This is a genomic window from Streptomyces sp. NPDC026394 (assembly GCF_055567735.1).
This window is the reverse complement of record NZ_JBVHPX010000016.1, coordinates 48,864-70,245: the sequence shown is the minus strand read 5'-3', so window position 1 is coordinate 70,245 and position 21,382 is coordinate 48,864. Positions and strand designations below refer to the sequence as shown.

Genomic DNA, 21,382 nt, shown 5'->3' with positions numbered 1-21,382 from the left:
GCTTCGCTCGCGTGGCCCGCGGACGACGCGGGCCGAGGGGGGAGTCAAAGGGGCGGGGACGGCGGGGGGGCCGGCGGGTCAGCCGGTCTTCGTGGTGGACAGCACGTGGTCGGCGAGGATCAGCCGGCAGATCTCGTTGCTGCCCTCGATCAGTTCCATGAGCTTGGCGTCGCGGAACGCGCGGGCCACCACGTGGCCGTCGGCGGCGCCGGTCGAGCCGAGCAGTTGGACCGCGGTGGCGGCGCTGCGGGCGGCCTGCTGGGCGCTGACGTGCTTGGCCAGGACGGCCATGGTGCCCATGTCCGGGGCCGCGGCGTCCCACTGCCGGCTGGCGTGCTCGCAGGCGCGCAGCGCGACCTGTTCGGCGACCAGCAGGTCGGCGAGGTGCCCGCGTACCAGTTGGTGCTCGGCCAGGGCCACGTCGCCCTGGTGGCGCTGCTGCGCGTGCCGGCCGGCCGCGTCCAGGCAGGCCCGCAGGATGCCGACGCAGCCCCAGCCGATGGACACCCGCCCGTAGGTCAGGGCGGTGGTGAACAGCATGGACAGGGGCTGTCCGCCGCCGCCGAGCACGTGTGAGGCGGGCAGCCGTACCTGGTCCAGCCGGATGTCTGCGTGTCCGGCGGCCCGGCAGCCCATCGGGTGCGGCACCGGCCGGATGTGCACACCGGGCGCGTCGACGGGGACGATCGCGGCGGCGGCGCCGTCCCCGTCGCCGTACCGGCCGATGATCAGCACGAAGTCGGCGTAGCGGGTGCCGGTGACCCACTTCTTCTCGCCGTCGATGACGTATCCGTCGCCGTCGGCCTTGATCCGGGTGAGCATGGCGGCCAGGTCGCTGCCGGCGCCCGGTTCGCTGAAGCCGACGGCGGTGAGTTTGCCGCCGGTCAGCTCGGCGAGCAGCTCGCGCCGCTGGGTGCGGTCGCCGAAGCGCTGGACGGTCCAGGCCACGATGCCCTGTGAGGTCATCACCGAGCGCAGTGAGCTGCACAGGCTGCCGGCGTGGGCGGTGAGTTCGCCGTTGGCGGCGCTGCTCAGGCCGAGGCCGCCGTGGTCGGCGGGAACCTGTGCGCACAGCAGGCCGCGGGCGCTCAGGGTCCGCAGCATCTCGACGGGAAGTTCGCCGGCCACGTCCCAGTCGGCGGCCCGGTCGCCGACGAGCTCGCTGATCACGGCGCGCCCGTCGGCCAGGAGGTCTGTCATCTCAGTGCGCCTCCGCCGTGCCCTGCAGCCGCAGTACCAGGTCGGTCATGGTCTGCACGGTGCGGAAGTTGTCCAGCTTGAGGTCGCCGCCGACGATGGCGATGTCGTACGCCTCCTCCAGGTGGACGACGAGTTGCATGGCGAACATGGAGGAGACCATGCCGGAGGAGAACAGGTCCTGGTCCGGCTCGACGGTGGTCTGGATCCGCTCGGTGAGGAAGTCGAGCAGTTCCTTGTGCACGGTCTCGGCGGTGAGCGTGGCGTTTTCGCCTTCGACGGTCATGATGCGGCCTTTCCGTAGTCGTAGAAGCCCCGGCCGGTCTTCCGGCCCAGGTGGCCGTCCCGCACCTTGGCGAGCAGCAGGTCGCAGGGGCGGCAGCTCTCGTCCCCGCGGCGTTCGTAGAGCACGTTGAGGGAGTCGACCAGGTTCTCCAGGCCGATGAGGTCGCCGGTGCGCAGCGGTCCGGTGGCGTGGCCGAGGCAGCCCTGCAGCAGGTTGTCCACCGTCTCGACGGAGGCCACGCCCTCCTGGACGAGCATGGCCGCGGTGTTGATCAGTGGGTGCAGCAGCCGGTTGATCACGAAGCCCGCGGAGTCCTCGACGACGAGGGATTCCCGGCCCAGGACCGTGAGCAGTGCGGTGGCGCGTTCCAGGGCGGCGGGGGAGGTCCGCGGGCCCCGGATGACCTCGACCATCTTGATCATGTAGGCGGGGTTCATGAAGTGCACGCCCAGGAGGTCTTCGGGGCGTGCCGTCCAGGCGGCCATTTCCTCGATCGGGATGCAGGAGGTGTTGGAGATCAGGGTGGTGCCGGGCGCGACGAGCCGGGAGGCCGCGCCGAGCACCTCCTTCTTGGCCTCGGCGACTTCGGTGACGGCCTCGACGACGGTGTCGGCGTCCGCGATGTCGTCCAGCGCCGCGGTGACGGTCAGCGTGCCCTGCGGGCGGTCCGCGGGCAGTACGTTCATCAGCTGGGCGTGCCGCAGCTTGTGCCGTACGGTGCCGTCCGCCCGGCCGAGGGCGGCCTCGTCGGTCTCGACCAGGACGACGTCGACGCCGTGGCCGAGGGCCAGTGCCGAGATGTTCGTGCCCATCACGCCGGCGCCGATGACGGCGAGCCGGTGCTCATCGAAAGCAGTACTCATGGTCTCTTCCCTGGTCTCTTCCCTGGGTTCGGTGGGCCGGTCGCGGTCGGCCGGTGGTGGCGCGGCCGGCGTCGGCCGGTTCCGGGTCATCGGCGCACCCTGGCGGCCAGGGCGGCGGGGGTCGGGTGCTCGAAGACGTCGCGCAGTTGGAGGGCGATGCCGGTGAGGTCCTCGACCTTCTGCGTCAGTACGGCGGCGAGCAGTGAGTGGCCGCCCGCGTCGAAGAAGTGGGTCTGCGCGGTGACCTCGCAGCTCAGCAGTTGCTGCCAGATCGCGGCGAACTCGCTGACGAGTGGGTCGTCGGCCGCCGCGTCCGGGGCGGTGGGCCCGGCGGCCGTGTCCGTGGCGGGCTGCTCGCGGGGGTGCCAGGCGAGGGTGCCGTCCGGCTGCCACTGGGCGAGCCGTCCGGTCCGGTGGTGGCGCCCGTATCCGGGGCGGTCCGGCAGGGCCGGGCCGTCCGGTGTGTCCAGGGCCGTCCCGGTGCCGGCGAGGCAGAGTTCGCCGCGCACCCCGACGGGCAGCTCCCGTCCGTCGGGGGCGGCGACGAACGCCCGGGTGTTGCCGATCGGGCGGCCCCGGCGGGTGTCCTCGGGGGCGGTGACCCGGCCGGAGAGGGCCCAGCCGGTGGTCTGCGGAGCGCCGTAGCCGCAGTACAGCCGGCAGTCCGCGGCGAGCAGCGCCTTGGCGGTCGGCGCGGACAGCTCGTCACCGGCGACCAGGACGGTCAGTCCGGGCAGTTGGCCGCCCAGCTCCTCCAGCAGCCGGGGCGCGGTGCCCGGCGGTACGGCCAGCACGTCCGCTCCGTGCCGCTCGGCGGTCGCGCGCAGGGTGGCGGCGTCGGTGCGGGCCTTCTGGGGGGCAGGTACGAGCCGACCGCCGACGCCCAGCGCCAGGGCGGCGTCGAAGAGCGCCGCGAAGGTCCCGGGCCGAGCCAGGCTCAGCACACCGGTGCCGGGCCCGACGCCGAGCTCCCGGGCGAAGTGGGCGGCGGTGTCGGCGATACCGGCGTGGCTCAGCACGGCGGCCGGTTGCTCCTCGTCCTCCTCGTCTGCGGGCAGCCGACAGGCGGGCGTGTCTCGTCGGGGTTCGTCGCCGTGCGGGTCCGCGGGCGCGCCGGGCCGCTCGGGGCCGGTGCCGGGGAACGCGGGCAGCGGCAGGGCGGGCGTCAGGTCCGACCCGGCGGGCAGGTGGACTCCGGCTCCGGTGAGCACGGTCTTCACCGCAGCCTGCGTCAGCCGCCTTGTCTGCCGAGCCGGTTCCTCGCCGGGGTCGAGCGGGAGGCAGACGGCGCCGGCCCGCCAGCAGCCGAGGAGCGCGGCGGCCGTCTCGCCCGGCGCCGCCGCGACCGCGACGACCTCTGCAGGCCGCACCCCGGCGTCCGCCAGCAGCTCGCGGACGGTGTCCGCGGCCGCGTCCAGCTCGCCGTAGGTGATGCTCCGGTCGCCGTCCAGCACGGCCACGTCGGCCGGCCGGCTGCGGGCCCAGGAGGTGAACGCCGCCTCCAGCGTGGCCGGTCGGCCGTCCAGCGCGGTGTCGTTGGCCCGGTCGACCGTCTCGCGGTCACGCTCGCTCCAGCCCGCTGTCTCGCCGAGCGGCCGGTCCGGGTCCTGGGCGGCCGTGACGAGCAGCGCCTCGAAGCGGGACAGCAGGGCCTCGGCGTCGGTGCGGGTCAGCGTCCGGGAGTGGCGCAGCATCAGCTCGGCGCGGGCCGGGGAGCCGACCAGTTCCAGGTCGAACTTGCTGTGCGGGTTCTCCACCGTCAGCAGCCGGGCCGGCATCCCGTCCACCCGCAGCTCGCCGACGGGCGCGTCGGGGAGGAAGTTGAACAGGTGCCGGAAGAGCTGGGTCTGCCAGGACGTGCCGATGCCCGGCAGCTCTCCGGCGAGTTCGTCCACCGAGGTGTGCGCGTGCGCCATCGCGCCGAGGAAGGCGTCCCTGGCCTGGCGGGCGAGCGGGCGGAAACCCTCGGCGAGGTCCACCCGGATACGGATGGGGACGACGTTGACGTGGTAGCCGATGGCGCCGGTGCCGGTTCCGCGGACGTCCACCGGGGAGCCGATCACCAGGTCCGGACCGGCACCGTGGGCGGCGAGCAGCGCGGCATAGGCGGCGAGCAGCACCGCGCCCATCGGCGCCCGCGCGGCACGCTGCAGCTCGACCGCGGCCTGCTGGGCCCGGGGGCCGAGCGTCCGCACGGCGCTCTCCCCGGCCAGTACCGGCTGCCGCCCGCGCGGGGTGCCGCACCACAGGTCCAGGCCGGTGGGGTCGAAGCCGTCCAGGGTGCGGCGCCAGTGGTCGAGGTCGGCGGGGCGCGGCGCGGCCTCGGCGAGGGCCGGGACCGGCGCGACGGCCTGCTCGGGCACCGGGCGGCCGGCCGCGACGGCGTCGTAGACCGGGACGAGCGCCTGCAGCAGGACACCGACCGAGACCATGTCGAACACCAGGTGGTGCACGGCCACGCAGAGCACGTCGCCGTCGGCGATGGTAGCGGTGGCGACCCGGATCAAGGGCCGGCCGTCGAGCGGGAAGGGCCGGTCGACGAACGCGGTCAGGTCCTCGGCCAGCGGCCCTCCGGACAGCTCCAGCGGCTCCACCGGGACGGCGAACTCCCCGGCGGGCACGGTCTCCTTGAGCAGGTCGGCGCTGCTCGCGCGGAACACGGTGCGCAGCACCTCGAACCGGCCGGCCACCACGGCCAGGGCCGCGCCGAGCACGTCCGGCCGCAGCCGACCACTCACCTGGAGCGCCAGCCCCAGGTTGTTCACCCCGGTGCCCGGGACCAACTGCTCCAGCAGCCAGAGGGCCTTTTCCTTGTTCGTGGTGGCCGTGCCGTTCGCGGCGGACGTGCCGTGCACGGGAGGCGCGCTGTGCGCGGTGGCGGTGCCGTTCGCAGGGGCGGTGTCGTCATCGGTGGCCGTGTTCGCGGCCGCCGGTCGGGGTGCGGATTCCGGGGCGCGTGCCGAGAGGTCCGGCTGGGAGTTCATGCCGGTCAGAATTCGGTGTTGGCGAGCAGGGCGCGCACGGTCGACGCATCCCGCAGGAGATCGATGTGGCGGGTCTCGACGGGTATGCGCCGGCCGATCGCCGCGGTGGCGGCGTTCACGACGGTGGTGGCGCCGGCCTTCTCCAATTCGGCGTAATCGGCCGAGGTGAGGCCGAGCGCACCGCCCCAGGCAGCGACCGGGTCGATCCGGGAGGAGGCCGAGAGCCAGGTCATGTACGACTCGAAAAGCAGCACCATCTCTTCGCAGCGGGACTCCGACAGGCCGATCCGGCGAAAGCCCGAGGTGGCCAGCTCCCGGTACAGCTCGACCATCTGCTCGGCCGCCTCCGCCATTCCGATCGACGGGGTGGCGACGATCTCGACGGCCCGCTCCCGGCCGTCCTCCGCCTCCTGCTCGCTGAGCACCGCGGCGGCCTGCCCGATCATCTTGTGCATCTCCGAGGCCAGCAGCGGCAGATCGGCGAGCTGCGCGTCGAACAGCACCACCTGGGGCATCCTGCCCTGCACCGCTGCCAGCCGCTCGGCGATCCGGGCCGCGTAGACCGCGCCGACGCAGTAGCCCAGCACCGCCACGACCTCGTACTTCTCCCAGTCGCCCGACCGCATCCAGTGGTCGGTGTAGAAGTCGCCGGACGGCCGGTCGGACAGCCGTACCGGCGGCGGCGAGGTCTGCAGCACCCCGTGTCCGGACCAGGCGGTGCCCATTCCCTTCACCAGGTCGTCGAGGCCCGCCTCGTGACGGCCGGCCGCCGGGAAGTCGACGCCGAGTATCAGGGAATTCGAGGCAGGCTCGGCTATGACGCTCCAGGCGTTCTCGTTCGGCACTTCTCATCCCATCATCGGAGTTGGCTGGCTGGTTTCCCCGCGCCGCAGCCTGCGGAACTGAGCAACGAAATCCGGTCGGGCATCGGCGATTTCCCGGATTTCCGGCAATCTTCTACCGGTCTTCGGGAGTGCCTTCCCGAAGTGCCACCGTCAGCTCGCCGAGCAGGTACTCGGCGATGGCTTCCGGCATATAGAGGTCATAGACGAAGCCCTCCGGCAGTGTAAGACCAGTCAGCTCGTTCATTCGCAGCCGCAGTTGAACGGCCGACATCGAGGTCATGCCGAGTTCGAAGACGTCGCCGTACTGCGGGACGGAGTCCACGGACCCGTATCCGAGCATCGCCGCTATCTCTTCGCGGACCAGTGCGCTCAGCAGCTCCTGCTGCTGTGCCGGGCCGACTTCGGCGAGCCGCTGCCGCCAGCCGGCGCCGGCGCCGTGCGCGCCTTCCTGAGCGGTGCCCTCGCCCGCGCCCGCGGCACCGGCCTCGGCCGCCCCGTCCGGTGCGGTGCGCTCCCGGCGCCACGCGGCGACCTGCGCCAGTACCGCGCCCAGCGGCATGTCCTCACGCAACGGCGCTCCGGTGCCCAGCACTTCGCCCAGCGCGCTCATGTCCTGCTCCGCCAACGCGGACCACAACCGCTGCTCGTCCGGGGACAGGGAGCCGGCCGCGGGTACTTCGGCAGCGGACCGGGCCGGCGGCTGCGGCCAGTACCGCTCCCGCTGGAAGGCGTAGGTGGGCAGATCCACCCGGCGTCCGCCACCCAGCACGGCGGCCCAGTCGACGGTCACGCCCCTCACGTGCAAGGCGGCCAGCGCGGAGGTGAACGCCCGCAGGCCCGGCTCCCCACGGCGCAGGGTCGCGGTGACCACGGGCGCACCGTCACGCTCCGCGCCGCTCCCTTCGGCCGGCAAGGCCTGGGCCAGGACGGTGGCAAGCACCGGCTCCGGGCCGACCTCGACGTACGCGCCGAAGCCGGCTCCGGCCAGGGCCTCGGCCAGTTCCCGTACGGGGACGGCCGGTTCCTGCCCCGGGTACGGCAGCCAGTGGTCGGCGTCCAGGGCCGCACCGTCCACCCAGTCCATGGACCGGGTGGAGAACACCGGCACCGTCCCCGGCCGTGGTTGGACGACGCCCTCACCGGTCGGCGTCCGGTCGCACAGCACGGCCAGCCGGGCCGCGTCCGCCGGCGACAGCACACCGGCCACCTGGGCGGCGGCGATCTCGCCCACCCCGTGTCCGGCCACCGCGGCCGGGTGCACACCGGCGGAGCGCCACAGCGCGGCGAGCGCCACCAGCACCGCCCACAGCACCGGGCGGTGGATCTCGGGGGTGGTGAGCGCCGGGCTGTTTCCGCCGGCCCGCAGCACCTCGGTCACCTTCCAGTCCACGAAGGGCGCCAGGGCCTGTTCGCAGTCGGCGATCCGGTCGGCGAAGACCGGCGACTCCTCCAGCAGTGCGGCTACGGCGTCCAGCCGGACGTCCGGGCCTGGAGCTCCGGGCGATGCGGCCGAGGCCGAGCCTCCGGCCGATGCGACCGAGCCGGGGAAGACGAAGACCGGTTTGCGGCCCGTCCTCACGGTTCCGGTCACCACGTCCCGGGTCTGCACGCCCGCGGCGGCCACCGCGAGGCCCGCCAGCAGCCCGTCCCGGTCCGTGCCCTGCACCACCACCCGGTGGTCGAATGCGGTACGCGTGGTGGCCAGCGAGAACCCGATGTCCACCAGGTCGAGCTCCGGCCGCTCCAGCAGGAACTGGCGCAGCCGTCCCGCCTGGGCCCGCAGCGCCTCCGGGGTCCGCGCGGACAGCAGCCACGGCACCGTCGACGGCGGGACCGAGCCGGCCGCCGGAGCAGTTCCGGCTCCGGGCGGGGGCCCTGCGTGGGTCCCGGGCCCGGCGGGCGACGCGTGGGGCTCGGGCCCGGCGGGCGATACGTGAATCTCGGGCCCGGCGGGTGGCACGTGGGCCCCGGACCCGGTGGGCGACGCGTGGGGCTCGGGCCCGGCGGGCGACGCGGGCGCCTCTTCGAGGATGACGTGCGCGTTGGTGCCGCTGATCCCGAAGGAGGAGACGCCGGCACGGCGGGGCCGGCCGTTCGCCTGCCACGGCACCGGTTCGGTGAGCAACCGCACCTCGCCGCCGGCCCAGTCGACGTGCGGGCTGGGCTCGTCCGCGTGCAGGGTGCGCGGCAGTTGTCCGTGCTGGAGGGCCAGCACCATCTTGATGACGCCGGCGACACCAGCAGCGGCCTGGGTGTGCCCGATGTTGGACTTCACCGACCCCAGCCACAGCGGGTCGCCCTCGCCGCGGTCCTGACCGTAAGTGGCCAGCAGCGCCTGCGCCTCGATCGGGTCACCCAACTTCGTACCGGTACCGTGCGCCTCCACCACATCCACGTCACCGGGCGCCAGACGGGCGTTGGCCAGCGCGGCCCGGATCACCCGCTGCTGCGACGGCCCGTTGGGCGCGGTCAACCCGTTGGACGCACCGTCCTGGTTGGTGGCACTGCCCCGCAGCACCGCCAGCACCGGGTGCCCGTTGCGCCGCGCATCCGAAAGCCGTTCGACGACGAGCAGACCGGCGCCCTCGGCGAAGCCGGTGCCGTCGGCCGCGGCGGCGAATGCCTTGCAGCGGCCGTCCGCGGCCAGCCCGCGCTGGCGGGAGAACTCCACGAACGTGCCCGGGGTGGCCATGACCGTCACACCGCCGGCCAGCGCCAGCGAGCACTCCCCCGACCGCAGCGACTGAGCGGCCAGGTGCAGCGCCACCAGCGCCGACGAGCAGGCCGTGTCGACCGTCACCGCCGGGCCCTCCAGCCCGAAGGTGTAGGCCAGCCGGCCGGACAGGACGCTGGTGGCGATCCCGGTCATCAGGTGCCCCTGGGACTCGGCGCCGCCCTGCGCCAGCACGCTCGCCTCGTAGCCGGAGGTGTAGCCGCCGACGAAGGTGCCGGTCGGGCTGGAGCGCAGGGTGGCCGGGTCGATCCCGGACCGCTCGAACGCCTCCCAGGCAAGCTCCAGCAACAGCCGCTGCTGCGGGTCCATCGCCAGCGCCTCGCGCGGGCTGATCTCGAAGAAGCCGGCGTCGAAGGAGGCGGCGTCCTGCACGAACCCGCCGGCCTGTGTGGTGGCGGTGCCGCTCCGCGCGGCGTCCGGGTCGTGCAGCCCGTCCAGGTCCCAGCCGCGGTCGGTGGGGAAGGCCGAGATCGCGTCCTCGCCGTCGCGCAGCATCCGCCACAGGTCCTCGGGGTCCGCCGTACCGCCGGGGAAGCGGCAGCTCATCCCCACGATGGCGATCGGCTCGTCCGGCGCCCCGGCTCCTGACGTCTCCGCTGCCGCCGGTCCGGTGACGGCCTTCGTGCGCGTCTGCGGCCCGTCGCCGAGCCGCCCGCGCAGGTGGCCGGCGATCGCGGCCGGGTTGGGGTAGTCGAAGACCAGGGTGGCGGGCAGCCGCAGCCCGGTCGCGGTGCTCAGCCGGTTACGCAGTTGTACGGCGGTGAGTGAGTCGAAGCCCAGGTCGGTGAAGGCCCGGCCCGGTTCGACGGCCTCCGCGGAGGCGTGCCCCAGGACCGCGGCGACGTTGGCCCGTACCAGATTCAGCAGCAGCTCGTCGCGCTCGGCGGCGGGCAGTGCGGCCAGTTGCCGGTGCAGAGAGTCCGCGCTCGCGTCGTCCGTCCTTGCGGCGCTGCGCCGCCCGGCAGCGGCACCGACCAAGGCCCGCCACAACGGGGGAACCTCCGCACTGCGCGCCGCCTGGGCCCGCAGCCCGGCCAGGTCCAGCCGGGACGGCACCAGCACCGCCTCACCGCGGGCCAGACACAGGTCCAGCAGCGCCAGCCCCTCCCCCGCACTCAGCGCCATCGCACCACCGCGCGACATCCGGGACCGGTCGGACTCAGCCAACCGCCCGGTCAGCCCGGACACATCAGCCCACAGCCCCCACCCCAGCGAAACCCCCGGAAGACCCGACGCCCGCCGCTCAGCGGCCAGTGCGTCCAGGAATGCGTTGGCCGCCACATAATTGCCCTGCCCCGGCACCCCGAACGCCGCCGCCGAGGAGGAGAACAACACGAAGTCCTCCAGCCCCGGAACCAGGTCCCGGGTCAGCTCGTGCAGGTTCCAGGCACCGTCCGCCTTCGGACGCAGCACCCCCGCCACCCGCTGCGCGGTCAGCGAACCGACCGTACCGTCATCCAGCACACCCGCCGTATGCACCACCGTCCGCAACGGTGCCTGCGCCGGAACCGCCGCCAGCACAGCGGCCAGCCCCTCACGGTCGGCGGCGTCACACGCCACCACCGTCACCGAAGCACCCGAGTGCGCCACCCGCGCGGCCAACGCCGCCACACCGGCCGCACCAGGACCCGAACGACTGGTGAGCACCACATGCTCCGCCCGGCCCGACACCACCAAATGCCCGGCCACCAAACCACCCAACGTACCCGTACCACCCGTGATCAACGCCGAACGGGCACCGGAAGGGTTGGCGGACGGGTCGGTGGGTCGTTCAACTGCCGCCGTGGAGCCGGATGGACGGGTCAGCCGCCGCCCGTGGACCGCGGTGTCGCGGATGGCCACCTCGGGTTCCCCGGTGGCGAGTGCGGCCGGGAGTACGGCGATCTGAGCGGCGGTGTCGGTGGCCGGCAGGTCCACCAGGAGGAGCCGGTCGGGGTTCTCCGACTGAGCCGAGCGCACCAGGCCCGCGAGGGCCGCTGCCGGCAGATCGGCCACCCCCTCACCGGCCGAGACCGCCACCGCACCTCGCGTGAGAACCGCCAGCCGGCTCTCCGCCAGCCGCTCCTCACCCAGCCACTCCTGCACCAAAACCAGGGCCTCACCAGTCACCCGGGCCGCGGCCCGCGCCGGGTCGTTTGCGTCTTGGCTCTCGCTACCGGCGCAGACCAGGACGAAAGCCGGGTCGATCTCCCGGTCCGCTGCGGCAGCGGCCAGCTCCTCCAGACCGGGGGAGCACCGCACCGTGATGCCGGACCGCCCCAGCGCCTCGGCGACATCGAAACGGTCGGCGCCGATCAGCGCCCACTGCTCGGCAACGGGGGCTACGGACTCGGCGTCACTGAGCGGCATCCAGGCGACGGTGAACAAGGCATCCGCAACAGCCGACACGGCACTGCCGAGCTGGCCGGCGTCCACCGGGCGAGTGACCAGCGAGGTTACGGAAATCACCGGCTGGCCTGCCGTATCGGCGGCCGACACCGTCAGCGTGCCCTGCGCATCACAACGCAGCCGGGCGCGCAGCACCGACGCGCCACTGGCATGAAGCTCCACACCAGCCCAGGCGAACGGCAGCCGAACCTCTTCGGTTGCGCCCTCTTCGGCGCCACCCATCAGGAAGGCAGCCTGCAGTACGGCGTCCAGCAGCGCCGGGTGCACACCGAAGGCCGCAGCGTCTTCCGCCACCTCCTCCGGCAGCGCCACCTCGGCAAAAACCTCCTCGCCCCGGCGCCACACCGCCCGCAACCCCTGAAACGCCGGACCATAGCCGTAGGGTCCTTCGGCGGCGGACTGGTAAAGGTTGGAAACGTCCACCGTCGTGGCGTCACGGGGCGGCCATACCGCGAAGTCCTCCTCGGCCGCGGCTACCGGACCGGCGGGGGCGAGCACACCGCCGGCGTGCTGCGTCCACCCCTGCGACTGACCAGCCGCATCCAGCCGGGAGAAGACCTCAACGGCACGCCGCCCCTCGGCATCCGCCCCGGCCAGCACCACCTGGACCTGCACAGCACCACCGTCCTCAGGCAAGACCAGCGGCGCCTGAAGCGTCAACTCCTCCAGCACACCACACCCCGCCTGATCCCCCGCACACACCGCCAGCTCCACAAAACCGGTACCCGGCAGCAGCACCACACCACCCACAGCATGATCAGCCAGCCACGGATGCGTACGCACCGACAACCGGCCCGTACACACCAGGCCCGCACCACCCGCCAGCTCAACCGCCGCACCCAACAACGGATGACCCACCGCACCCAACCCCAACGACACCGCATCACCACCGAAAGCCACAGCGCTCGCCTTCGGCCAGAACCGCTCATGCCGGAACGCATACGTCGGCAGCTCCACCCGCTTCCCCGCGGGCAACACCACCTGCCAGTCCACCGGCGCCCCGTTGACGAACCCCTCCGCCAGTGAGGCCACCAGACGATTCGCACCGCCCTCATCGCGGCGGAGCGTCCCGCAGACGGCCGCCGGGACGATGCCCGGGCCTGTCTCCTGGGCGACCTCTTCCAGGGTGTCGTTCATCGCCCCCATCAGCACCGGATGCGGCGTCACCTCGACAAACAGTTGATGACCACGACCCGCCAGCACCCGCACGGCACGGTCGTAATGCACTGTCGCGCGCAGGCTGCGATACCAGTAGCCGGCGTCCAGCTCCTCGCCGGACAGCGTCTCGCCAGTCATCGCCGAGACCATCGGGACCCGGCCCCGGCGCGGGGAAATCCCGGCCAGGACGGTGGTGATCTCCTCCTCCAGCCGGTCCACCTGCGCCGAATGCGAGGCGTAATCCACCGCGACCAAACGGGCCCTAGCGCCCTCCGCTTCGAACTCCGCCCTCAGCTCCTCAAGGGCCTCCGGTTCACCCGAGACGACCGTGGCCGACGGCCCGTTGACCGCCGCCAGAGACAGCCGGTCCCCGAAACGGACCAGGCGCTCCTGGACCTCCGCCGCCGGACGGCTGACCGACAGCATGCCGCCCGCACCCGCCAGCACCTTCAGCGCACGCGACCGCAACGCCACCACACGCGCACCGTCCTCAAGCGACAGCATCCCCGCCACCGTCGCCGCAGCGATCTCACCCTGAGAGTGGCCCACCACGGCTTCCGGGACGACACCCGCGGCCTCCCAGACAGCGGCCAGCGACACCATCACCGCCCACAACGCAGGCTGGACGACATCCGCCGACTCCAACGCCGGAGCACCCTCCACACCCGCCAGAACATCGCTGAGCGACCAGTCCACGTACGGCGCCAACGCCGCCGCACACTCATCAAGACGCGCCGCGAACACCGGCGAAACCCCCGCCAGCTCCCGCCCCATCCCCACCCACTGCGAACCCTGACCAGCAAAAGCAAACACCGGACGAGCATCCGGTCGGGCCGTGCCCGCGACCAGCGAACCCGAGGGCGCACCGGACGCCAGGCCCGCAAGCCCCGCCAGCACCTGCTCACGGCATCCGCCCACGACCACCGCACGGTGCTCGAAGACCGACCGCGTGACCGCCAGCGACCAGGCCACATCAACCGGTTCCAACTCCGGACGGGCCGTCAGCCAGTCCCGCAGCCGGTCCGCCTGCGCGGCCAGACCCGCAGCCGAGCGGCCGGACACCAGCCAGGCGCTCACCGTCTCGGCAGCCTCGTCCGCCCCGGCCCTGGAGAGCACCGGTGCCGAAGTCGCTGTGCCGGCGTCGGCGGGGTCTCCGTTCCCGTGCGCGGGTTCCTCGGCGGGGGCCTCCTCCAAGAGCACGTGGGCGTTGGTGCCGCTGATGCCGAAGGAGGAGATGCCGGCGATGCGCGGCCGGTCGTTCGTCTGCCACGGCACCGGCTCGGTGAGCAGCCGCACCTCTCCCTCGGTCCAGTCGACGTGCGGGGAGGGCTCGTCCGCGTGCAGGGTGCGCGGCAGTTGTCCGTTCTGGAGGGCCAGCACCATCTTGATGACACCCGCAACACCGGCAGCAGCTTGGGTGTGCCCGATGTTGGACTTCACCGACCCCAGCCACAACGGCCGACCTTCGGGACGCTCCTGACCGTAAGTGGCCAGCAGCGCCTGCGCCTCGATCGGGTCACCCAACTTCGTACCGGTACCGTGCGCCTCCACCACGTCCACCTCGGACGCCGTCAGATGCGCACCGGCCAAGGCAGCCCGGATCACCCGCTGCTGCGACGGCCCGTTCGGCGCGGTCAGACCGTTGGACGCACCGTCCTGGTTGACCGCACTGCCCCGTACCACCGCCAACACCTTGTGCCCGTTGCGCCGGGCGTCCGAGAGGCGTTCCACGACCAGGACGCCGGTGCCCTCGGCGAAGCCCATGCCGTCCGCGTCGGCGGAGAACGCCTTGCAGCGGCCGTCCGGGGCCAGGCCACGCTGTCGGCTGAAGCCGACGATCCCGTCCGGGGTCGAGATGATCGTGGAACCTCCGGCGAGCGCCATGGAGCACTCCCCCGCTCGGATCGCCTGGCAAGCCAGGTGCAGAGCGACCAGGGACGAGGAGCACGCCGTGTCCACCGTCACGGCCGGGCCTTCCAGGCCGAGGGTGTAGGACACCCGACCGGACAGCACGCTGGTGGCGAAGCCGGTGGTCAGGTTCCCCTCCGCGCCCTCGTCGCCGGTCGCCACGCCGATGCCGTACGCCGAGGCGAAGCCGCCGACGAAGACACCGGTCTGGCTGCCGCGCAGCGCGGAAGGGTCGATGCCGGCCCGCTCCAGTGCCTCCCAGGAGGTCTCCAGGACCTGTCGCTGCTGCGGGTCCATGGCCAGCGCCTCGCGCGGGCTGATCCCGAAGAAGTCCGCGTCGAAACCGCCGGCGTCGCCGACGAAGCCGCCTTCCCTGGTGTAGGAGGTGCCGACGCTGTCGGGGTCCGGGTCGTAGAGCGCCTCCACGTCCCAGCCGCGGTCGTCCGGGAAGCGGGAGACCGCGTCGGTGCCGTCGGCGAGCAGCCGCCAGAACTCCTCGGGGTCGTTCACCCCGCCGGGGAATCGGCAGGCCAGGCCGACGATCGCGATCGGTTCCCCGGAGGTCTGCTGCGTCGTACCGGTCGGCAGTGGGTTCGCGTCCGGCCCGTCGCCGTTGCCGATGATCCTGGTCTTGAGGTGGCCGGCGAGCGCGGCCGGGTTGGGGTAGTCGAAGACCAGGGTGGCGGGCAGCCGCAGCCCGGTCGCGGTGCTCAGCCGGTTACGCAGTTCGACGGCCGTGAGCGAGTCGAAGCCCAGGTCGGTGAAGGCCCGGCCCGGCTCGACGGCCTCCGCCGAGGCATGCCCCAGGACGGCCGCCGCATGCGTACGGACCAGGTCGGTCAGCAGCCTGGTCCGCTCCTGCCCGGAGAGCCCGGACAGCCGCTGATGCAGCGAATCCGCACCCGCGTCACCGGCCCCGGCAGCGCTGCGCCGCCCGCTACCGGCACCGACCAGAGCCCGCCACAGCGGCGGAATCTCCGCACTCCGCGCCGCCTGGGCCCGCAGCCCGGCCAGGTCCAGCCGGGACGGCACCAGCAGCGCCTCATCACGGGCCAGACACAGGTCAAGCAGCGCCAAGCCCTCGTCGGCGCTGAGCGCCAACGCACCACCACGCGACAACCGAGAGCGGTCGGACTCGGCCAGCTGCCCGGTCAGCCCGGACACCTCGGCCCACAGCCCCCACCCCAACGAAACACCCGGAAGCCCCGACGCCCGCCGCTCAGCGGCCAGTGCGTCCAGGAAGGCGTTGGCCGCCACGTAATTGCCCTGGCCCGGCACCCCGAACGCCGCCGCCGAGGACGAGAACAGTACAAAGTCCTCCAGATCCGGAACCAGGCCCCGGGTCAGTTCGTGGAGGTTCCAGGCACCGTCCGCCTTCGGCCGCAGCACCCCGGCCACCCGCTGCACGGTCAGCGAACCAACCGTACCGTCATCCAACACACCAGCGGTATGCACCACAGTCCGCAACGGCGCCTGCGCCGGGATCGCCGCCATCACGACGGCCAGCTCCCGGCGGTCCGCGGCATCACACGCCGCCACCCGCACCGAAGCACCTGCCTGTGCCAACCGCGCGGCCAACGCCGCCGCACCGGCCGCACCAGGACCCGAACGACTGGTCAGCACCACATGCTCCGCCCGACCCGACACCACCAAATGCCCGGCCACCAGACCACCCAGCGTGCCCGTACCGCCCGTGATCAACGCCGAACGGGCACCGGACCGGGCCGATTCGGGCTGCTGCGTTGCGGAGAGGTGCGCGGGGATCGTCAGGACGATCTTGCCGGTGTGCCGGGCCTGCTGCATGAACCGGAACGCGTCCCGCGCCCGGCGCACCTCCCAGGCCCGCATCGGCAGCCGCCGCAGTTCGCCGGCGGACAGCAGTTCCACGATCCTGCCGAGCATGGTGCCCAACCCCTCGGGGCCTGCCTCGCCGAGGTCGAACGAGCGGTAGGTGACACCGGGTCGGTCCGCGGCCACTGCCTGGGCGTCGCGGACGTCGGTACGGCCCATCTCCACAAATGCCCCGCCCCGCGGCAGCAACCGCAGCGAAGCATCGGTCAACTCACCCGCCAGCGAATTCACCACGACGTCCACACCCGCGCCATCCGTGGCGGCCAGGAAATCCGCCTCGAATGCGGCAGTACGGGAGGACGAGACGTGCTCCGCATCCAGGCCCATCGACGCCAGCACCGGCCACTTCCCCGGACTGGCGGTCGCGAAGACCTCCAGCCCCAGGTACCGGGCGATCTGCACCGCCGCCATCCCAACCCCACCGGTCGCAGCGTGCACCAACACCCGCTGCCCCGGCTTCGCCCCGGCCAACTCCACCAACGCGTACCAAGCAGTCATGAACGCCGTCGGCACCGAGGCCGCCTCGGCGAACGACCAGCCGTCCGGAATCCGCACCAACTGCCGGGCGTCGGTGACAACCACCGGGCCGAACCCGCCCTCACCGATTCCCGTCACCCGGTCGCCCGGGACGAGGTGGTCCACCCCCGGCCCGGCTTCGAGCACCGTTCCGGCAATCTCGCTGCCCAGCACCCCGCCGCCCGGGTACATGCCCAACGCGATCAGTACGTCGCGGAAGTTCAGCCCGGCGGCACCAACGGCGATACGGACCCGCCCAGCCGCCAACGGTACATCCGCCTCCGGCGACGGCAGCAGCGACAGCCCCTCCAGCGAACCGCCCGCATCCGGTACCAGACGCCACCGGCCCTCCGGAACCGACAGCTCCCCAGAGGGCCGCACCAGCCGTCGTGCATGCACTCCACCATTCCGGAGCGCCAGCTCCGGCTCCCCGGTGGCAACGGCAACCGGCAGCTCGGTGACCTGCTCCGCAGTGCCGGTGGCCGGCAGGTCTACGAGGAGCAGCCGGTCCGGGTTCTCGGACTGGGCCGAGCGCACCAGGCCAGCGAGAGCTGCTGCCGACAGGTCAGCCACGCCCTCACCGGCTGAGACCGCTACCGCGCCCCGCGTGAGAACCACCAGACGGCTCTCCGCCAGCCGCTCCTCACCCAGCCAGCCCTGCACCAGAACCAGGGTCTCGCCAGTCACCCGGGCAGCGGCCCGCGCCGGGTCTTCCTCGCCCCGGGCGTCGCCACCGGCACAGACCAGGACGAACGCGGGCGTGCACTGCCGCGCCTCCACGGCAGCAGCGGCCTCTTCCAGCCCCGGGAAGCACTGAACCGTGATGCCGGACCTGCCCAGGGCCTCGGCGACACCGAAACGATCGGCGCCGACCAGCGCCCACACCCCGGCTACGGGGGCTATGGACTCAGTGCCGCTGACTGGCATCCAGGCGACGGTGAACAAGGCATCCGCAACCGGCGACACGGCACTGCCGAGCTGGCCGGTGTCCACCGGGCGGGTGATCAGCGAGGCCACGGAAATCACCGGCTGACCTGCGGCATCGGCGGCCGTCACCGTCAGCGTGCCCTGCGCGTCACGGCACAACCGGGCGCGCAGCACCGACGCACCACTGGCATGCAACTCCACACCCGTCCAGGCAAACGGCAACCGGATCTCGCCCGGCTCCCCCTCAGCATCGAGCAAGGCACTGGCATGCAGTACGGCGTCCAGCAGCGCCGGGTGCAGGCCGAAGGCGGCAGCGTCCTGCGCCACTTCCTCGGGCAGCGCCACCTCGGTGAAGACCTCCTCGCCACGGCGCCATACCGCCCGCAGCCCCTGGAACGCCGGACCGTAGCCGTAGGGGCCTTCGGCAGCGGACTGGTAGAGGCCGGAGACGTCCACTGTGGTGGCGTTACGGGGCGGCCACACCGCGAAGTCATCGTCGGCCTCGGCTGCCGGGCCGGCGGGGGCGAGCGTGCCGCGGGCGTGCTGCGTCCATCCTTGCGACTGACCAGCCGCATCGGACCGGGAGAAGACCTCGACGCTACGGCGGCCTTCGGCGTCCGCACCGGCCAGCACCACCTGGATCTGCACCGCAGCGCCGTCCTCGGGGAAGACCAGCGGGGCATGCAGCATCAGTTCTTCCAGGAGCCCGCAGCCGGCCTGATCCCCCGCGCACACCGCCAGCTCCACGAAGCCGGTACCCGGCAGCAGCACCACACCGCCCACAGCGTGATCGGCCAGCCACGGATGCGTACGCACCGACAACCGGCCCGTACACACCAGACCCGCACCACCCGCCAGCTCAACCGCCGCACCCAACAACGGATGACCCACCGCACCCAGGCCCAGCGATACCGGATCACCACCGGATACCGTGGCCGTCGCCTTCGGCCAGAACCGCTCGTGCTGGAAGGCATACGTAGGCAGCTCCACCCGCTTACCTACGGGGAGCAGCGCCTGCCAGTCCACCGACGCCCCACTGACGAAGGCTTCCGCCAGCGACGCCACCAGACGATCCGCACCGTCCTCGTCGCGGCGGAGCGTCCCGCAGACGGCCGCCGGCATGACGCCCGGGCCCGCTTCCTGAGCGAGGTCCTGGAGGGTGTCGTGCATGGCGCCGACCAGCACCGGATGCGGCGTGACCTCGACGAACATCTGATGGCCCTGACCGGCCAGCACGCGCACCGCACGGTCGTAATCCACCGTCGCCCGCAGGCTACGGAACCAGTACCCGGCGTCCAGCTCCGCGCCCGTCAGCGTCTCGCCAGTCATCGCCGACACCATCGGGACCCGGCCCCGGCGCGGGGAAATCCCAGCCAGAACAGAGGTGATCTCCACCTCCAGCCGGTCCACCTGCGCCGAATGCGAGGCGTAATCCACCGCCACCATGCGGGCCCGGGCGCCCTCCGCCTCGAACTCCGCCCTCAGCTCCTCCAACGCCTCCGGCTCACCGGACACCACCGTCGCCGACGGCCCGTTGACAGCCGCCAGAGACAGCCGCTCCCCGAACCGGGCCAGACGCTCCTCAACCTCCGCCGCCGGACGACTGACCGACAGCATGCCACCGGCACCCGCCAGCACCTTCAACGCACGCGACCGCAACGCCACCACGCGCGCGCCGTCTTCAAGCGACAGCATCCCGGCGACTGTCGCAGCGGCGATCTCCCCCTGCGAGTGACCGACCACGGCCTCCGGAGCGACACCCGCCGCCTCCCACACAGCGGCGAGCGACACCATCACTGCCCACAGCGCGGGTTGGACGACATCCGCCGCCTCCAGCGCAGGAGCCCCCTCCGCACCCGCCAGGACGTCGCTCAGCGACCAGTCCACATACGGCGCCAACGCCGCCGCGCACTCCGCCAACCGCCCCGCGAACACCGGTGATACCACCGCCAGCTCCCGGCCCATCCCGACCCACTGCGACCCCTGCCCGGCGAAGGCGAACACCGGGCGGGCATCCGGGCGGGCCATGCCCGCGACCAGCGCACCCGAGGGCGCGCCGGACACCAGGCCCCCAAGGCCCGCGCGTAGTTGCTCCCCGTCCCCGCCAACCACCACCGCCCGATGCTCGAAGACCGACCGAGTCGCCGCCAACGACCACGCCACATCAACCGGCCGGAGGGCCGGACGGGCCGACACCCACTCCCCCAGCCGCCCGGCCTGCGCCGACAACGCCCCAGCAGTCCGCCCAGACAACACCCAAGCACCAGCACCGGTCACCACCGGAACCACCGGCTCCCCGGACTCCTCAACAGCTTCAACGCCCTGCGCTGCGGGAGCCTCCTCCAGGATGACGTGCGCGTTGGTGCCGCTGAGGCCGAAGGAGGAGACACCGGCCCGCCGCACCCGGTCTCCGCTGGGCCACGGCACCGGCTCGGTCAGCAGCTTCACCTCGCCGGATGCCCAGTCGATGTGCGGGGAGGGCTCGTCCGCGTGCAGAGTGCGCGGCAGCTGTCCGTGCTGGAGGGCCAGCGCCATCTTGATGACACCCGCGACACCGGCAGCCTGCTGGGCGTGGCCAATGTTGGACTTCACCGAGCCCAGCCACAGCGGCCGCCCTTCGGGACGCTCCTGACCGTAAGTGGCCAGCAGCGCCTGCGCCTCGATCGGGTCACCCAACTTCGTACCAGTACCGTGCGCCTCCACCACATCCACGTCACCGGGCGTCATACGCGAGTTGGCCAGCGCGGCCCGGATCACCCGCTGCTGCGACGGCCCGTTCGGCGCGGTCAGACCATTGGACGCACCGTCCTGATTGACCGCACTGCCCCGCAGCACCGCCAACACCTTGTGTCCGTTGCGCCGGGCATCGGACAGCCGCTCCACCACGACCATGCCGGCACCCTCGCCCATACCCATGCCGTCCGCGTCGGCGGAGAACGCCTTGCAGCGGCCGTCCGCAGCCAGGCCGTCCTGCCGGGAGAACCCGCGGATCCCGATGGCCGAGGCCATCACCGTGGCACCGCCGGCCAGCGCCAGCGAGCACTCCCCCGCGCGCACGGCCTGCGCCGCCAGGTGGAGCGCCACCAGCGAGGAGGAACAGGCGGTGTCCACCGACACCGCCGGCCCCTGCAGGCCGAGCAGGTAGGAGATGCGCCCGGACATCACGCTGGTCGCGCCGCCGGTGATCAGGTGCCACTGCAGGTCGTCGGTGTGCAGGGCGGGGTTGGCGCCGTAGTCGGAGGGGCCGACGCCGACGAACACACCGGTCTGCGAGCCGCGGAGAGAGGCGGGTGCCACCCCGGCCCGCTCCAGCGCCTCCCAGGAGGTCTCCAGCAGCAGCCGCTGCTGAGGGTCCATGGCCAGCGCCTCGCGCGGGCTGATGCCGAAGAAGTCCGCGTCGAAGGCGGCCGCGTCCCGCAGGAATCCGCCCTCGGCCGCGGAGGAGCTGCCCGGCCGGCCGGGGTCGTCCAGGCCCTCGGTGTCCCAGCCACGGTCCGCGGGGACACCGGAGATGGCGTCGCCGCCGGTGGAGACCAGCTCCCACAACTGCTCCGGGGTGGTCACACCACCCGGGTACCGGCAGCTCATGCCCACGATCGCCAGCGGTTCCGAGGCCGCCGAGACGAGCTGCCGGTTCTGCTGCCGCAGCCGCTCGGTCTCCTTCACGGAGGCACGCAGCGCTTCAAGGAGCTTGTCGGCCTGTCCTGTCATCGCTGCCTCCACAC

Annotated in this window: 6 protein-coding genes; all 6 read right to left on the bottom strand. The window is 72.7% G+C overall.

Annotated elements, in window-relative coordinates; translation table 11 throughout:
• Positions 1 to 78: 78 nt before the first annotated feature.
• The 6 genes from ACZ4QV_RS30075 to ACZ4QV_RS30050 all read right to left on the bottom strand — a co-directional run bounded on the left by ACZ4QV_RS30075 (position 79) and on the right by ACZ4QV_RS30050 (position 21,368).
• Positions 79 to 1,200, bottom strand: coding sequence for an acyl-CoA dehydrogenase family protein (locus ACZ4QV_RS30075; RefSeq protein WP_361591168.1), 1,122 nt, complete (start codon positions 1,198 to 1,200; stop codon positions 79 to 81).
• Between the two features lies 1 nt (position 1,201).
• The gene (locus ACZ4QV_RS30070; RefSeq protein WP_361158272.1) at positions 1,202 to 1,483 is read right to left on the bottom strand and encodes an acyl carrier protein; all 282 of its coding nucleotides are present in this window, start codon (positions 1,481 to 1,483) and stop codon (positions 1,202 to 1,204) included.
• The gene (locus ACZ4QV_RS30065) at positions 1,480 to 2,346 is read right to left on the bottom strand and encodes a 3-hydroxyacyl-CoA dehydrogenase family protein (protein ID WP_361158270.1); all 867 of its coding nucleotides are present in this window, start codon (positions 2,344 to 2,346) and stop codon (positions 1,480 to 1,482) included. The genes ACZ4QV_RS30070 and ACZ4QV_RS30065 overlap by 4 nt, the downstream gene beginning before the upstream one ends.
• Before the next feature lie 86 nt (positions 2,347 to 2,432).
• Positions 2,433 to 5,330 carry a condensation domain-containing protein gene (locus tag ACZ4QV_RS30060; protein ID WP_361619350.1) on the bottom strand — a complete coding sequence of 966 codons (2,898 nt, stop codon included), beginning with the start codon at positions 5,328 to 5,330 and terminating at the stop codon, positions 2,433 to 2,435.
• A gap of 5 nt (positions 5,331 to 5,335) precedes the next feature.
• Positions 5,336 to 6,175, bottom strand: a complete 840-nt coding sequence (locus tag ACZ4QV_RS30055; protein ID WP_361591174.1) for a hypothetical protein — start codon at positions 6,173 to 6,175, stop codon at positions 5,336 to 5,338.
• 112 nt (positions 6,176 to 6,287) lie between these two features.
• Positions 6,288 to 21,368, bottom strand: a complete 15,081-nt coding sequence (locus ACZ4QV_RS30050) for an SDR family NAD(P)-dependent oxidoreductase (RefSeq protein WP_467763648.1) — start codon at positions 21,366 to 21,368, stop codon at positions 6,288 to 6,290.
• Positions 21,369 to 21,382 lie beyond the last annotated feature (14 nt).

Excerpts from the sequence above, each read along its gene's own strand:
- ACZ4QV_RS30050 (WP_467763648.1), bottom strand. The coding sequence starts at position 21,368 with ATGACAGGACAGGCCGACAAGCTCCTTGAAGCGCTGCGTGCCTCCGTG.
- ACZ4QV_RS30070 (WP_361158272.1), bottom strand. The coding sequence starts at position 1,483 with ATGACCGTCGAAGGCGAAAACGCCACGCTCACCGCCGAGACCGTGCAC.
- ACZ4QV_RS30075 (WP_361591168.1), bottom strand. The coding sequence starts at position 1,200 with ATGACAGACCTCCTGGCCGACGGGCGCGCCGTGATCAGCGAGCTCGTC.
- ACZ4QV_RS30065 (WP_361158270.1), bottom strand. The coding sequence starts at position 2,346 with ATGAGTACTGCTTTCGATGAGCACCGGCTCGCCGTCATCGGCGCCGGC.
- ACZ4QV_RS30060 (WP_361619350.1), bottom strand. The coding sequence starts at position 5,330 with ATGAACTCCCAGCCGGACCTCTCGGCACGCGCCCCGGAATCCGCACCC.